The organism is Flagellimonas iocasae (genome assembly GCF_042682725.1).
GTDB classification, from domain to species: Bacteria; Bacteroidota; Bacteroidia; order Flavobacteriales; family Flavobacteriaceae; genus Flagellimonas; species Flagellimonas iocasae.
Genome location: NZ_JBHUHU010000005.1, coordinates 452,509 through 464,896 on the forward strand (window position 1 = coordinate 452,509; position 12,388 = coordinate 464,896).

Here is a 12,388-nt window from a genome sequence, read left to right on the forward strand (position 1 = left end):
TTCATTGTTCATATTGAATTAAAAGGTCAGGTGCGTTCCTATGGACAACATCCGCAGGGAGGGAATTGCCAAAGGGTTCGCCGTTTCAGGATCCAGGCCCAGATAATCCGTCCAGGTGAAAAGGTTCTGTCCCCGGAGGAACAATCGACAACCAAAGCCCTTTTCCGCTTTTTCCAACACCCTATAGGTTATCGATAGGTTCTTTAGCCGGATAAATGAGGCATCAGTGGTCGCAGCATCACTTTGACCTAATCTTTGAAAGGCTGCGTAGACATCAAGATCGGTCACCGAAAACCGCTGGAAAGCGGCATCGTCCCCCACCTGTTGCCAACGGTCCAACACCTCCATGGGCTGGTTGGCCATTCGCCCCGGGAAGGTTCCCGTTGACAAGATATTCTGGCCAATTTGTTTGGTGAACTGGAAGAGTACTTCAATGTCCATCTTTCCCCATGAAAACTGGTTCGCCCATCCCCCATAGTATTTTGGGTTGTAGTCCATCACTCTTCTATCGTCCGCTGCCATGATCTCACCATCACCATTGAGGTCTTTGAAGCTATACAGTCCCGTTTGGGGATCCACCCCATCAAACTGATAGCGTTTAACAATGTCCAGGGATTCCCCAATGACCAACTGGTTGGCATAGGTGGAACTCTCCAGATCGGGAAAGGCCACCAAACGGTTCTTGGGCAGGGTAAGGTTCAAGGACATGTCCCATCGGAAGCGACCTGACTTGATGTTCACCGTGTTCAGTCCAAATTCCCAACCCGTGTTCTCCACTGTGGCCGGAAGGTTCCCGTTGATCGAAGCAAAGCCAGTGGTCGCTGGAAGGGGTATGCCCACCAATTGGTTGGTGGTACGGTTCCTATAATGACTGCCACTCATGAAGATTCGGTCCCCAAAGAGACCGAGATCGATGGCAAATTCCAGTTTCTTGTTGTTCTCCCAGCTGTAATCGGGGTTGAAGAGCCTTGTGGGTGAAAGTCCATTCACACCTTCATACATTTGGGATCCCAAAGAATAGGTGTCCAAATATTGGTAGTCGCCGATCTGGTCACTCCCCGAGGTACCGTAACTGGCCCTTATCTTGCCAAAGCTCAGAAAGGGAAGACCCTTTGCTATCAATTCCTCTTCCGTGAAGAGCCATGCGACACCGATGGCACCAAAGTCTGCAAACCTGCGGTCGGTCCCAAAACGGCTCGATCCGTCCCTTCTCCCGGTCAAGTTCAGATAATAGCGATCCCTTAACCCCAGGTTGACCCGGCCATAAACGGCCTGGTAGCGGTACTGCTGGTCCGTATCGGAATAGATCCTAAAATCGGAGGCTGCCGAAAGGTTCTCTATCAACCTATTGCTCGTAAAGCCTGTGGCCAACTGCGACAAACGTTCACTCTTCTGTTCCTGAAAGGTAAGGCCCACCAATGCCTTTACCGTAAATTCATGGAAAGAAATGCCATAGTCCAATTGGGGCTCAATCAGCCAAGATACCCGCTTTCCCCTATTGTGCAACAGACTCGAAAATCGAGGTCCAGCTTCATATATGGGATCATATATGGTAGAGGGCGTTGTATTGATCTCCGTGAGGTGGCTTTCCGTATATCCCAGATTTGCCTTGAACTCCAGAGGGCCCACTATTTTGTATCCCAATACCGCATTACTGATCAATGTGGATGCCTTGGATTCATAGTCCTTCTCAAAATTGGCCAAGGGATTGGTCCAGGTCGAATTCTCCCAGTTCAGGGTACCATCGTCATTATACAGCTCTGGGGCATTCGGGGCCAGGGAAAAGGCCTCGGACACTAAAAACCCGTCACCGGGCAGATGGTTCCCATTGGCCGTATAGCTTGTGGAAAGCTGCACTGAAAACCGACCATCCTGAGTGCGATGGCCAAGATTGGCCAACACGGAGATCTTATCGTTTTTATAGTCCCCGGGAAATACACTCGTCTGTGCATGGTAGTTGCCACTGACCAAAAACTGGGTCTGGGCATCCCCTCCCGAAATGGATCCCTGCACATTGGTCAGGTAGGAGGTCTTTCCAAAGAAAACTTTTTGCCAATCGGTCTCTCGGTCCTGGTCCCAGGTACCGTTGACGTCATAGGCATTAGCGGGATATTCGGTCACACCATCGTTGGCATAGCCTTCCCTTCGCATGGCCAGATAATCGGCCGTGCCCATCAAATCCACCCTACTTCCGACCCTGCCCATCCCGGTCAATACATCAAGCTCCACCTTTGTACGCTCTCCACTGCCCTTTTTAGTGGTGATCAGCACCACTCCATTGGCCCCACGGGACCCATAGATGGCTGTGGCATCGGCATCCTTGAGCACCTCAATGCTCTCAATATCGGAGGGATTGATATTGTTCAGGGGACTGATGGCACCGCCCCGGAGAACGATCGATGCCTGGCTCTCCCCGATACTGGAGGAGGCATAGGGCACCCCGTCCACAATGTATAGGGGTTCATTGCCATCAGAGCGGATACTGTTCCGTCCCCTGATCCTAATATTGAAATTGGCACCGGGTAGCCCAGAGGATTGTTCGATCTCCACCCCGGCCATTCTACCCTGAAGGGCGGCCAAGGGATTGGAGATGGGCTGTTTCTCAATGGCCACTGACTCCACCTTCTCTATCGAACCGGTACGTTCCCGTTCAGAAACCGTATAATAGCCCGCATTGAGCACCACTTCCCCCAATTGGGTCACATCCTCCTCCAAGACCACATCGATGAAATCCGTTCCTTCAATAGGCATATACAGGGACCTAAACCCCACAATTGAAAAGATCAGGGTTTCCCCCAAGTCCACCTGTATACGAAAGGAGCCATCCAAATCGGAGATGGTTCCCCGATCTGTGGATTCCACGATGACATTTACCCCGGCAAGCGGGAAGCCGTTCCCATCGGCGATCTTACCGGTAATTATGGCCTGTGGAAGCTCCATAGGCCTACCTGCCATCAATTGCTCTGGAATCAAGACCAATAAAAAAAGACAAAAGAGCAGGAACAATGATTTCCTGCTTAAAAGTTTCAATGATTTCTTCATAATTTTGAGTTCGTTTGATTAAAGCGTTAGTTTTAATTGGATTACCCTGGACATCTACCATCCTGTCCAGGGTTTTTTATGCACACTGCCCAAGAAATCACCATAAAATCGTAACTTCCCTAAGGACATCTATGTTCAGACATGGGCCATCCTGTCCAAGCAGCGAGAGTACTTGGAGATAGAATTCCCAATTGATTGAGACTATGAATCTGTAATAGGGCCGGATACCCCAAAAGTGTATGCGTCAGCTATGGGACAATAAGGATAAAAAAGACCGGAAAAAGTACAACGTATATCCCACAACAATAATCAAGGATTAAATGGGGTTCTTGGGCTTCTTTTTAAACAGGATATCGAACACCGAATACGATGTCCCAAAAACAGGACAAGCACACGGTGTGAACCCTACATGAAAAAATTGCCAAGTGTTTCCCATAAACCAAAAAAGGTTAGCGACACATCGAAAAAGAATAAGGAAAACCAAACGCTAAGAAACAAGTTGGGCGTGAAACTCAACTTATCAATCTGAGGTACTGGTATACCGTGCAACGATAAGAGAGCCCACGCCCGGGTCGTGAGCAATCTGCTTATTGTCTCGTTGCAAAAATTACCAGTTTTCAGATTGAGACTCCAAGCGAAAGCTTCAAATATTGTCTATACGAAGAATCGCAAATTTATTTAATAACAACGGCAATATAATAAAAATAAATAATCATTCGCCAACGCGAACAGATAATTTTTAGTTAACGGCTTTTTTTGAATAAATCCTTGAAGTTGCCAACAAATAGTTCAAACAAAAACGAATTAAAAGAAATAAATGCTTTGGTAAATAAGTATTTATGCAATTTCATTACTAAAAAATTCTTTAGTCCATTTTCAAATCAAAAGGGTATCGAAATATCTCAAAACCAATATTCCGACGGTTGCGGAATAACATCTTCAACCCTAAGTAAAATAAAGGATTCTGATGGTTACAATATTCCAATGACAACCATTTATAGCATTTGCAGATTTGAAAACTATTCGTTAGAAGATTTTTTTTCTGAATTCGAAAAGGAATATGGAACAAATATTCGTCCATAAACATTCTATGTCGTATCGAGATAATCAAATCATAGGCATTTACATATCTTTAGAAAATTCTTGCATTTAGTACCTCCGATCCAAAGATTTATTGAACGATAAGAAAATAGCTTCACAATTATGTTAGTTTTGTAGAAAACCTTTCCTAAAGATTGGGCTACAATACCAATTAAATTAATCTGCTGATAGTCCAATAGCTAAAATTTATTTTTGGTAAAAACTGGTGTAAATCAATCTATAAGGATTGAGCCATATTCCATTGGTTCAATTTCGCCCGTCACCAAAAAAGCCATTGGTAAGCACTGTTTTTATTGATGTAAATAAGATGGTTGACATTATGGTTTATTATTGAGCACTATTTTAGGCTAAACCTCTTCTTTTCTTGACACGGTTTCCATATTTTCTAGCAATTTGGATATACTCATTAAGGATTGATTCTTTAAGTACCTGGGCATTTGTGTCATTTGGAGATACAGGTACTAATCGTTCCATATCTGATCTAAAACTTCGGATCATATCCAACAACCTTGTTTCGGCTCGAGCTGGGGTATTATAGAAAAAATCATCTTTTATATCCAATCTGAACTGGTTATAATGTCGTTTGAGTACTTCACGACAAATTGAATGATATTTTTCTTCCTGAATCATGGATAATATCCAAAAATATGGAATATCGCCAACTCAATAATATATTGCTACTGTTAAAACTTATAACTACCTTGATACCAACAACTAAACACTTTATTATGAGGCCAATACTATTTTTATTCTGTTTGACACATAGCTCTATTTTCTATGGACAATTTCAAGGATATAAGGAAATATCAGAAATTACATATGTCTACAACACATTTAAAATTGGAGTTCCGGATACCGATTTTAGTGCCAACAGAGAAATCCAGCTTGAAACGAAAACCAATGATAACACCCCTGTTTTTTTTCGATTCTTTTTTAAGAAAGTAATAAGTGATACAGAGCAAGGGTTTATCAAAATAAAAGATAACAATGGCTCTTCCTTTACAATATCCACATTGGTTGAACTTTCTGAATATGATAGATTTGTTGAAATGTTTGAGGAAAAGGATAAGATTTACATTGTTATGTTCAAAGGCCTTCCAGAAAAGGGCTTGCCAATAAACATTACGGTTACCACAACAGAAAACTAAGGCCGAATAAGTGTATGTGCTATGATGTACAAGCTCAATTGGAGACACAATTGAAAAGGGCAATGCGGGATGGGGATGAGCATGCCATTCGTGAGATTAAGGAAAAGCTGGCTAGAGAAACCGATCTCCCGCTTTTCCATGTATCCGGTTTCCAACATCCAAAAATGTTTATTTATACGAATGAGAACCCTTACTATCCTACAGTTTCTCAATGGGGATTGGTTCCAAGTTGGGCAAGGGATAAAAAAGATATTTGGAACAAGACACTCAATGCAAGGGGTGAAACCATTTTTGATAAGAACTCCTTTAAGAAATCCGCAAAGGATAAAAGGTGCATCATACAGATTGATGGGTTCTACGAACACCACCACCACGGAAAGGAATCGATACCCTATTACATTTCAAGAAAGGACAAAAAACCCATATCACTGGCAGGGCTGTGGAACGAATGGACAGAACCGGAAACCGGGGAGGTGCTGAATACATTTTCCATTGTCACCACCGAGGGGAATCATATGATGGCGGAGATACATAACAACCCAAAACTGACAGGGCCACGAATGCCGGTTATACTTCCCGAAGAATTGGAGAATAAATGGCTCATTGAGGTCAAGGACGAACTTGATATAAAGGTACTCGAAGATCTTTTAATACCATTTCCCGAATCCGGAATGCAAGCGCATACCGTTGGAAAGTTAAGGGGTAAACATGCCATCGGAAACCAACCGGAGGCAACTGATTATTTTGAATATGAAGGAGTAAAAGAGGAATACTGATGGAGCTGTACGATTATTTGGCATTGGACAATGATGAACAATGGGATGTTCTATGGGATGAAGGGGTATACCTAACTTCCTATAAATCTATTGATTGCTCTTATCGATTGTATGCAATTAACAAGTTTTATGTTGAGGTTGAAATGTGCGTGACACGTGACATAATTTTGGGGATGGGGGTTTTTGTTGAAGGAAAGAAGTTGGAAAAGTATTTGATAGAAGGGAAAATTGTCATAACATAAATTGACTACTAAAATTGTTAACAATCGAACCCTTCCTTAAACCTGTTCAGTTTGTAGAATCAACCCAATATCTCAATTGAAAATATATCTTTCAGCCGTAGGGGCGCTTCATCCAGAATTTTAGTTGAATTTTTTGTTCCATCCGTCACGGATATAAGGATTTCCTCGTGCTCTCGTTGGATAGGTAATAGTTTTTCAATGGCATCCAAGTCATTGGCGGCAGTTTCAATAATACCAGTTATCCTGGTCCCATCTTCGGTTTCAATAATAACTTGTTTATCAGTGAAAATCTTTAGATATTTAATTTCCATCGTACATCAATGATATGTCATCCTTTATTGCCATATTTTCTCCAAGCCTCTCTTAGATTAATGGCTGTAGGGGATAAACCATAGTTTGGTCCGCTTTGCATCCCATGGGTTGTAATTCCACCGTAGACGGTTTCGGCTAAACCGGATGGAACCAAATACTTTAAATCAGATTTGACTTGATCACATTCTACGATATCAACGAGCTCATCTGTGAAGCATGCTTTAATTGAATGACAAATCAACCTTAAATCATCGCTCTCTATATCCCCACTGAGGAATGCTTCAAAGGCCACGGCTAGATATTCTACTTTTACCATTGAATCACTGTGCTCGATAGAAGTATAAAGAGCCTCTCCAAATTTTACTCTGCTATTCAGGTCTTTTTTGGATTCCTTGATGAGCTTTTGCTTTTGCTGGTCGTCAATGTCACCAAGTTTTTCGATAAATGTTTTTACTTTATTGAGATAAATCTTGTCCCGAATACTCTTTAACCCTTTGATAATGTTGATTGAAGAACCAATTACCGGTATCTCTTTAACAACTTCATTGTCAATTAAAGAATCCAAGATTAGCTCACCGCCATCAGTAAAAATGTTTCCCAAAAATTCATTCATTATTTTGGATGTATAGTGTTAACCAAATAAAAAACTAGTTTTTGAATTCCATTATCCAATTACATTCGTTTACAATAATCCGTAAGAAATTCCTTTAAATATATCAGTTTATTATCTTGGTTACAATATAGTGGTATAATTAAGGTAAAATGGAAAACAATATCTTCATCAAAGCTCTTGAGCTCGGCTCAAAACATCCGAATGGTATATTATATGCAAATTTAAAGGAGGGAATTTCTGAAGTACTGGACGAAGAATTGAATAGACATGCAGAGTTTAATTTTTTGCAGTGGTTGGTAGAAAATTTCAGTAATCCTGCCCTACCTTCTCAGAGTGGAAGAAACACTTTTTTTAATGACGCAAAAGCTGTTTTGAGTGGTCGAAAAGTAGATTCAGGTTACCAAATAAGATATGATGAGGTGATGCATAGCCCTTTCATCCTTAAAGGCAGTGCTATAAAACAATATGTAGATTACATTGAGTTGAAGGAATCTCGGGAACAGGCTTTTAAAGCAAATAGGACAGCAATAATTTCTATTGTCATTGCAATGATTACACTCCTGGCATCGGTGATTATTCCATTATTTGATGAGCCACCGCCAATACCGCCATTTGATGTCAAGGTAATTGAAAGTAAGGTTCAAAGCCAAAAATTGGAAAATGAAATCAAAAAATTAAAGAATGAATTAAAAAAAGCCGAATTGACGATTTCAATTTATGAATCTGATACTATGAAGAACTAATCTCATTCTGTTGATTTAGCTGCTGTCACCGGAGTATTTATTATCCCACAGATGATTGCTTATTTAATTATTATGAGAGAAAATAAAAACATCAAAATTACAATCAATCGTAGACTCCTATATTTATTGATTGTCTATCTTCTTTTCATTGTTTTTAGCCCAATAATTTTCGCCAAAATTACTGGATGGGTAAGTTTTGACGAAAGAAGTGGCGTAATTGGTGATACCATAGGTGGAATAACAGCACCGTTTATCAATCTATTAGCTGCGTTCTTGGTGTTTATATCCTTCCGCGAACAAATAAGAGCGAATAAGTTATTGAACAAAGAAAACAGGTTCAACTATATCACCAATTTTTTTAATATGGTCAAGGAAGAAGTTTATGAGAATAATTTGGACCAACGTTTTCAGGTTAAGCATTCATATCATATTGATAATTGGATACGTCTGTATTATAATCGTGATCGATTTCTAAAAAATGTCGAAGGTTCATATTCTACTGAAGTGGATGATGGTCATAAATATCCTGATGACAGGGTCAAAGATATCATCAATGAAAATGTAAGAAACTCTATCTTCAATATAGTGGGGCAATCAAGTGCTATCGTTAAGCTGATTGAAGAAATCAAATCAAGTGATTTAGAAGAGGGAGTACGAAGCTTTTATTTCCATCAAATCATTAAAATGGTTGAGTATACCAATTTCGCATTGCTTTATGAACTTTTTAAAGACCAGCTATGCAAAGAAATTGAAATCCTAGATGTCAATAATTTGGGAAACTACGGTTTGATAACTGCAAATCTAAAAAAGTTGTTGGACTGGGATTATCTTTATTTTAATCAACGGTCAAATCATTAGAAAAGAATTTATAATTGTCAACCAAAAAACAAAAGCCCCATAACCATTGTGGTTGTGGGGGTTTGCTGTGGTACCTCCAGAAATTCAACTATAAATCTTCCTTAAATTAAAAAAAAAACACTATCAATTAGCAGCCATTCTGAGTATCCTATTATTAAAATATTGGTTCATTCATAGAAAATATTACTTAGAAATATTAAAGGGGGATTAAACTGACAATTTCATTATACTAACTTTAATGCCAGAACGTTTATAAGAATACTCACCATGACACGCATCCACGGTCAAATAGAGTCCTTAAAACGAATCCGAGAAACCTTGGAACAAAAAGGTATCACCCGATTCAATTCTACTGGTGAGGTCAATACATTCCTCGAAAACTATGACAATGAAAAAGAGGAACTGTTCTTCAAAATCGAGAATGAATTCGACCAGGAACTTAAATCCCTCCAAATCAAAGGGGCTCTTCTTCAAAAGGAACATGCGGAACTAAAGAATAAAATCGAAACCAAACTAAACACTAAAATCTCCCAATTAAAAGTCAAGTGTTCGACCCTATCCCACCCCGCCAAGAATGCGGTTTTGGATATCCTCAATTGGTACCAACAGCAGGCTTTGCTCGCCTACAGGTTTGTCTTGATAAAAAGCTTTGGCAGCATAGTACATCTCCGTACTCGGGATTCCAAAACTCGACTGTCCTCCGTCTTAGAACAGGCAAATACACTTAGCACAAACCGACAAGCAATAATCTCAGAACGCTGCAGGCCAAAGTTCAAACAACTTGAACATATCAAATCTGTGGCAGATGGCTTGTATCCCCTGATAGTTGGAGCCATTGGAGAGCATTTAGTGGCGAAGCAACTCGAAAAGCTCATAGATGATTGTGTACTCATCAATGATTTCTCACTTACCTTCGAAAAACCCATCTACAACAAAAGGCAAAACGACCTTATTCACAGTGTCCAAATCGACCACCTTTTAGTCACCCAGGCAGGGGTATTCATCATTGAGACCAAGAACTGGAGTAAGATGTCACTAAAACGGTATGACCTCCGTTCACCAGTAAAACAGATAAAGCGGGCCAATTTTGCTATATATACCCTGCTCAACAGCAAAAAAACTACCAATATTGTGCTCAAACCACATCATTGGGGGCAGCGGAATTTGCCCGTTTACAACATTGTAGTAATGATTCACCATAGGCCCAAAGAAAGGTTCAAGCATGTTGCCATCAAAACACTACACGAACTTAATGGTTACATTTGCCGTTTCGAACACATTTTTGATTCCACAGAAGTTCGTATTATTGCCGACCATTTGTTGAAACTAAAAGGCTAAAAACATTTAGCATTAAACACCAACCCAAACCTCTTTTGAAAAACCGAAAGGACCATATTCCCTATTACGTAATCACAGGCGGCCCCGGCGTTGGCAAGACCACCCTTCTACAGGAACTTAAAAAGAGGGGTATGCCAGTCGTTCCGGAAATTGCCCGAGAACTCATCAAGGAACAACAGGCCATGGGCGGGGAAGCCATTCCCTGGAAAAACAAGAAATTATACATGGAGTTGATGTTCCAAAGTTCTGTTGAAAGCTTTGAACAAACCATTAATGGCACCAACGGAAGCGACCCTATATTCTTCGACCGTGGCTTTTTGGATGCCCTGTGTTACGCCGCCCTTGAGGACACTCCCATAGAACAGGAAATGAAAACCTTAGTGGAAACATGAGGTATAACCCCTATGTTTTCATTTTACCCCCTTGGCAGGAAATCTATCATACTGACGAACAACGGAAACAGGATTGGAACGAGGCCGTATTCACTTATAACAAGATGATCCAAACCTATCGGGGGTATCAATATGACCTTGTGGAAGTCCCCAAAGTACCCGTCAATAAAAGGGTTGACTTTATATTGGATTTCATCAAGAACAATTAAAGCAATTTAGATATGTCTGTTCATTTAAAAATCATCCCTATATCATGATGCACCTTCAAATAATGCTGCTCCAGTTCCAACTCTGAAATCCCCATAGGCTTGGGCAACCCCCTTTTAATCTCTGGCCTCGGAAACCGGACCTTCCGATCCTTCCCATCAGCGAACACCACAAACTCCCCCTGTCTCAACCGAAAAAATACTTCTGCCCTTCGTTTGGACACCTCCTTCTCCCCTTCCGTGATCCGTCGCTCCAGGTTCAACCCCGAGCTCTTGCTCACGCTCCGGGTCGGTATCTTGACCAGTTCAAAAAAGCGCTCATAGTATCGGGCCGTATCCGGGTCATTCACCTTCCCAAAGAACTGATATGACAGATTGGAAAGTATAGCTTTACTGGCCTTCTCCCCGTACATCATATCATTTTGGATCTTGTCCTGTAGCACATACACACTCACGATGTCATAACTCCTGAGTGTGGCGGGTATCCGGTGCATGTTCAACAATCGTAAGGTCGAAGCTTCTTCCAACAACATAAAGGAGGGTTTTCGGTTGCGTTGGCTCATCTGTTTGGAAATGGTGTGGATAATGGTTGCAATTACTGGCGAAAGGGAAGCATCCTTTTGGGGATTGTTCACCAAGGCAATGACCGATGGATTGTTTTCATTATTGATATCCAAGGAAATCTCATCTTTGGAAAGCACCATGAAAATCTTTCGGGTACTGATCTTTTTAAAACCATTGGCCAAGGTGCTCAATACCCCGGCGGTCTGCCGTTCGGAACCAATACCACTGATAAAGGCATCCGCCATGGCCCGGGAGGTGAGATTCCCCTTTAAAAATTTGATTAAGCTTTTTGTGGCCAATTGTTGGAACACGGCCATCAGATGGGGTAAGGTACAATAGTGTGGGTAATCGGTCTTCAATCGCCATATGAGTCCACTGACCAGACCCTCCGCAGCATCCTTAAAGAAGCGGGAAGTACTGTTCTCATCCGAGTCCCGATGTTCCATCAAATTCTCCAATAGCACCCGGGACACCTCGTGCACACTTTCCTCGTCGGGCAGGTATTTGGGATCGATGGGGTTTACCCGGTTATATATGGGACCAAAGGAAACAATTTGAAAAGGTATCTGTTCCCCTTCCCATAAGGGACAGGCCATTTCGGTAATCTCAAAATCCTTGTAATCGTGGATCACCCCTGAGAAGTTCTCTTTTTGAAAATGCTTCAAAAAATTATAGATGACGCTTTCGGTCTTTCCACTCCCTGCTGAAGCCATCACGGACACTCCTCGCCGGATGTTCCCCAATACCAATGTCCTGCCCCTTACCTTCATTTTCACTTCAAAGACTTTGGAAGGATTCTTATCCGATTTGTAATGATCCACCAAACCATAGATGACCGCATGTACAAAAAGTATGGGCAGCCAAAGGGTCAACGATTCTCTCATTAGACCCTCCCATCCCAATAGTAAACCATTGGCCATGGCCAAAAGAACTATTCCCAAAACCCAAATCACAAACCCATATTTGACATACCTATTGGCCAAATAGGAAATCCCTCCCGCTATCACCAAACAAACTACTATCCAATTCCATCCTAAAACTTCCATACCGCTG

General features: G+C 41.4%; 14 protein-coding genes. 9 read left to right on the plus strand and 5 right to left on the minus strand.

Translation table 11 applies throughout. The annotated features are described in order from the left end of the window. Positions 1–18 precede the first annotated feature (18 nt). Positions 19–3,042: a SusC/RagA family TonB-linked outer membrane protein gene (locus tag ACFSJE_RS16070; RefSeq protein ID WP_379831885.1), complete on the minus strand. Its 3,024-nt coding sequence runs from the start codon at positions 3,040–3,042 to the stop codon at positions 19–21. A gap of 774 nt (positions 3,043–3,816) precedes the next feature. Between ACFSJE_RS16070 and ACFSJE_RS16075 the strand changes: the two genes are divergently transcribed. Beyond that, on the plus strand, positions 3,817–4,125 hold the full coding sequence (locus tag ACFSJE_RS16075) for a helix-turn-helix domain-containing protein (RefSeq protein WP_379831886.1): 309 nt from the start codon (positions 3,817–3,819) through the stop codon (positions 4,123–4,125). A 360-nt stretch (positions 4,126–4,485) separates the two neighbouring features. On the opposite strand, the gene ACFSJE_RS16080 is transcribed toward ACFSJE_RS16075, so the two are convergent. After that, positions 4,486–4,773: a hypothetical protein gene (locus tag ACFSJE_RS16080; protein ID WP_379831887.1), complete on the minus strand. Its 288-nt coding sequence runs from the start codon at positions 4,771–4,773 to the stop codon at positions 4,486–4,488. Positions 4,774–4,871: 98 nt separating this feature from the next. Here ACFSJE_RS16080 and ACFSJE_RS16085 point away from each other — a divergent pair, with 98 nt between their 5' ends. From ACFSJE_RS16085 to ACFSJE_RS16095, 3 genes are read left to right on the plus strand one after another with little or no spacing between them, the layout of a single operon-like run. Continuing rightward, positions 4,872–5,291, plus strand: a complete 420-nt coding sequence (locus ACFSJE_RS16085; RefSeq protein ID WP_379831888.1) for a hypothetical protein — start codon at positions 4,872–4,874, stop codon at positions 5,289–5,291. 14 nt (positions 5,292–5,305) lie between these two features. Beyond that, complete coding sequence (locus ACFSJE_RS16090) at positions 5,306–6,067, plus strand: SOS response-associated peptidase (RefSeq protein WP_379831889.1); 762 nt, start codon at positions 5,306–5,308, stop codon at positions 6,065–6,067. Continuing rightward, entirely contained in the window at positions 6,067–6,309 is a 243-nt protein-coding gene (locus ACFSJE_RS16095; protein WP_379831890.1) for a hypothetical protein, read from the plus strand. The genes ACFSJE_RS16090 and ACFSJE_RS16095 overlap by 1 nt, the downstream gene beginning before the upstream one ends. 59 nt (positions 6,310–6,368) lie before the next feature. Here ACFSJE_RS16095 and ACFSJE_RS16100 read toward each other — a convergent pair whose 3' ends face one another. Both ACFSJE_RS16100 and ACFSJE_RS16105 read right to left on the minus strand, forming a co-directional pair. After that, the gene (locus ACFSJE_RS16100) at positions 6,369–6,620 is read right to left on the minus strand and encodes a hypothetical protein (RefSeq protein ID WP_379831891.1); all 252 of its coding nucleotides are present in this window, start codon (positions 6,618–6,620) and stop codon (positions 6,369–6,371) included. A gap of 17 nt (positions 6,621–6,637) precedes the next feature. Beyond that, a complete protein-coding gene (locus ACFSJE_RS16105; protein WP_379831892.1) occupies positions 6,638–7,234 on the minus strand; it encodes a hypothetical protein in 597 nt (198 codons plus the stop codon). 149 nt (positions 7,235–7,383) lie between these two features. Between ACFSJE_RS16105 and ACFSJE_RS16110 the strand changes: the two genes are divergently transcribed. The 5 genes from ACFSJE_RS16110 to ACFSJE_RS16130 all read left to right on the plus strand — a co-directional run bounded on the left by ACFSJE_RS16110 (position 7,384) and on the right by ACFSJE_RS16130 (position 10,774). Then, complete coding sequence (locus ACFSJE_RS16110) at positions 7,384–7,977, plus strand: hypothetical protein (protein ID WP_379831893.1); 594 nt, start codon at positions 7,384–7,386, stop codon at positions 7,975–7,977. A 72-nt stretch (positions 7,978–8,049) separates the two neighbouring features. After that, positions 8,050–8,835, plus strand: coding sequence for a hypothetical protein (locus tag ACFSJE_RS16115; protein ID WP_379831894.1), 786 nt, complete (start codon positions 8,050–8,052; stop codon positions 8,833–8,835). 267 nt (positions 8,836–9,102) lie between these two features. Then, complete coding sequence (locus ACFSJE_RS16120) at positions 9,103–10,173, plus strand: nuclease-related domain-containing protein (RefSeq protein WP_379831895.1); 1,071 nt, start codon at positions 9,103–9,105, stop codon at positions 10,171–10,173. A 35-nt stretch (positions 10,174–10,208) separates the two neighbouring features. Beyond that, entirely contained in the window at positions 10,209–10,565 is a 357-nt protein-coding gene (locus ACFSJE_RS16125; protein ID WP_379831896.1) for an AAA family ATPase, read from the plus strand. Continuing rightward, positions 10,562–10,774: an AAA family ATPase gene (locus ACFSJE_RS16130; RefSeq protein WP_379831897.1), complete on the plus strand. Its 213-nt coding sequence runs from the start codon at positions 10,562–10,564 to the stop codon at positions 10,772–10,774. Before ACFSJE_RS16125 ends, ACFSJE_RS16130 begins: the two co-directional genes overlap by 4 nt. A 20-nt stretch (positions 10,775–10,794) precedes the next feature. Here the strand turns inward: ACFSJE_RS16130 and ACFSJE_RS16135 are convergent, their stop codons facing one another. After that, entirely contained in the window at positions 10,795–12,381 is a 1,587-nt protein-coding gene (locus ACFSJE_RS16135; protein WP_379831898.1) for a type IV secretory system conjugative DNA transfer family protein, read from the minus strand. Positions 12,382–12,388 lie beyond the last annotated feature (7 nt).

What these genes read in the sequence shown, in the direction of transcription:
- ACFSJE_RS16130 (WP_379831897.1), top strand. Translation starts at nt 10,562, where the DNA reads ATGAGGTATAACCCCTATGTTTTCATTTTACCCCCTTGGCAGGAAATC.
- ACFSJE_RS16110 (WP_379831893.1), top strand. Translation starts at nt 7,384, where the DNA reads ATGGAAAACAATATCTTCATCAAAGCTCTTGAGCTCGGCTCAAAACAT.
- ACFSJE_RS16095 (WP_379831890.1), top strand. Translation starts at nt 6,067, where the DNA reads ATGGAGCTGTACGATTATTTGGCATTGGACAATGATGAACAATGGGAT.
- ACFSJE_RS16105 (WP_379831892.1), bottom strand. Translation starts at nt 7,234, where the DNA reads ATGAATGAATTTTTGGGAAACATTTTTACTGATGGCGGTGAGCTAATC.
- ACFSJE_RS16090 (WP_379831889.1), top strand. Translation starts at nt 5,306, where the DNA reads ATGTGCTATGATGTACAAGCTCAATTGGAGACACAATTGAAAAGGGCA.
- ACFSJE_RS16100 (WP_379831891.1), bottom strand. Translation starts at nt 6,620, where the DNA reads ATGGAAATTAAATATCTAAAGATTTTCACTGATAAACAAGTTATTATT.
- ACFSJE_RS16135 (WP_379831898.1), bottom strand. Translation starts at nt 12,381, where the DNA reads ATGGAAGTTTTAGGATGGAATTGGATAGTAGTTTGTTTGGTGATAGCG.
- ACFSJE_RS16120 (WP_379831895.1), top strand. Translation starts at nt 9,103, where the DNA reads ATGACACGCATCCACGGTCAAATAGAGTCCTTAAAACGAATCCGAGAA.
- ACFSJE_RS16115 (WP_379831894.1), top strand. Translation starts at nt 8,050, where the DNA reads ATGAGAGAAAATAAAAACATCAAAATTACAATCAATCGTAGACTCCTA.
- ACFSJE_RS16070 (WP_379831885.1), bottom strand. Translation starts at nt 3,042, where the DNA reads ATGAAGAAATCATTGAAACTTTTAAGCAGGAAATCATTGTTCCTGCTC.
- ACFSJE_RS16080 (WP_379831887.1), bottom strand. Translation starts at nt 4,773, where the DNA reads ATGATTCAGGAAGAAAAATATCATTCAATTTGTCGTGAAGTACTCAAA.
- ACFSJE_RS16085 (WP_379831888.1), top strand. Translation starts at nt 4,872, where the DNA reads ATGAGGCCAATACTATTTTTATTCTGTTTGACACATAGCTCTATTTTC.